This window comes from Dialister sp. (assembly GCF_036343215.1).
Lineage (GTDB): Bacteria > Bacillota > Negativicutes > Veillonellales > Dialisteraceae > Dialister.
On record NZ_JAZASU010000213.1, the window covers coordinates 1 to 1,272 of the forward strand.

Below are 1,272 nucleotides of genomic sequence, written 5' to 3' on the forward strand. Positions count from 1 at the left end.
CTAACCACTAATAACTTTTCTTTCCATTTCCTATTCAAAAGGCTTATTTCTCAATAGGATTTTAATGTTATATAATAGAAATGAAGAAAGAAAATATTTTTAAAAGGAGGTTTTACCATGGAAATCAAAAAGATTCTTGTCCCTATCGATGGTTCCGATGCATCTGAGCGCGCTTTGGGCTATGCCTGCTCTCTGGCGGAAAAGGGAGGAGCCGTGGTCACCATGCTCTACGTGGTGGAGGCAGATGTGCTCTTGTTCCCCGTATACCGGGTGAACCTGTCTGAGTCGGATGTGGATTCGGTGAAGAAGAAGGGAGAAGAAATCCTTGCGCTCTTTGGCCGTGATGTGCCGGAGGGGACGAAAGTCGAAAGGAAAGTGGAAGTCGGCATGCCCGGCGCATCCATCGTCCGGGAGGCAGAGGTGGGAAAAGCAGACCTCATCGTCATGGGAAACAGCGGCAAAGGTTCTGTTTCCTCCTTTGTCATGGGGAGCGTCAGCCATTATGTAGTCCATCATTCCTCCTGCCCTGTGCTTATCGTCAAATAGTTTCAGGAAATATTGTCCATCAGTGACCGGCCCGGATTGCGGGAAAGGGCTGCATGAAGACTCTTTGCTTCGGGCCGTTTGTTTCATAAAGGAGGTCTCACTATGGAAATCAAAAAAATTCTTGTTCCTATCGATGGTTCCGATCCTTCGGAACGGGCTTTTCAGGAAGCCTGCTTCCTGGCAGAAAAAACAGAAGCAAAGATTACCATGCTCTATGTGATGGACCCGGAGGCCCTCATGCCTGCCTACAAGGAACTTCCGAAACATCCGGAGGATCCGTTCATTAAAAAAGGCGAGGCAATCCTGGACGTGTATCTGCAGGATGCGCCGAAGGAGGTGGAAACGGAAAAGAAAGTGGTCTTCGGCGTGCCAGGCACTTCCATCGTGAGGGAAGCAGAGGATAAAGATCTCATCGTTATGGGAAACAGCGGCAAAGGGTCGATTTCCTCCTTCGTCATGGGCAGTGTCAGCCACTATGTGGTCCACCATTCGGAATGCCCCGTACTCATTGTGAAATAAGCGGAAGGAATCTGTATGAAAACTAAGGAAATCAAAAAAATCCTCGTTCCTGTGGACGACTCAAAAGCTTCAGCCCGGGCTTTCCGCTATGCCCTCGACCTTTCGAAACTTTTTGAGGCACAAATCCACCTCCTCTACGTGGCGCCTATTGCGGGCATCACTTCAGCCGATTATACCATCCATATGACGAAAGAACCCGATGATGCA

Annotated in this window: 3 protein-coding genes; all 3 read left to right on the forward strand. The window is 48.7% G+C overall.

The annotated features are described in order from the left end of the window. Nucleotides 1-117 precede the first annotated feature (117 nt). Nucleotides 118-546: a universal stress protein gene (locus VZT47_RS10470; RefSeq protein WP_330224905.1), complete on the forward strand. Its 429-nt coding sequence runs from the start codon at nt 118-120 to the stop codon at nt 544-546. A gap of 102 nt (nt 547-648) precedes the next feature. Then, nucleotides 649-1,065, forward strand: coding sequence for a universal stress protein (locus VZT47_RS10475; RefSeq protein WP_296954676.1), 417 nt, complete (start codon nt 649-651; stop codon nt 1,063-1,065). 15 nt (nt 1,066-1,080) lie between these two features. Then, on the forward strand, nt 1,081-1,272 hold a 192-nt coding region (locus VZT47_RS10480), incomplete at its 3' end, for a universal stress protein (protein ID WP_330224906.1).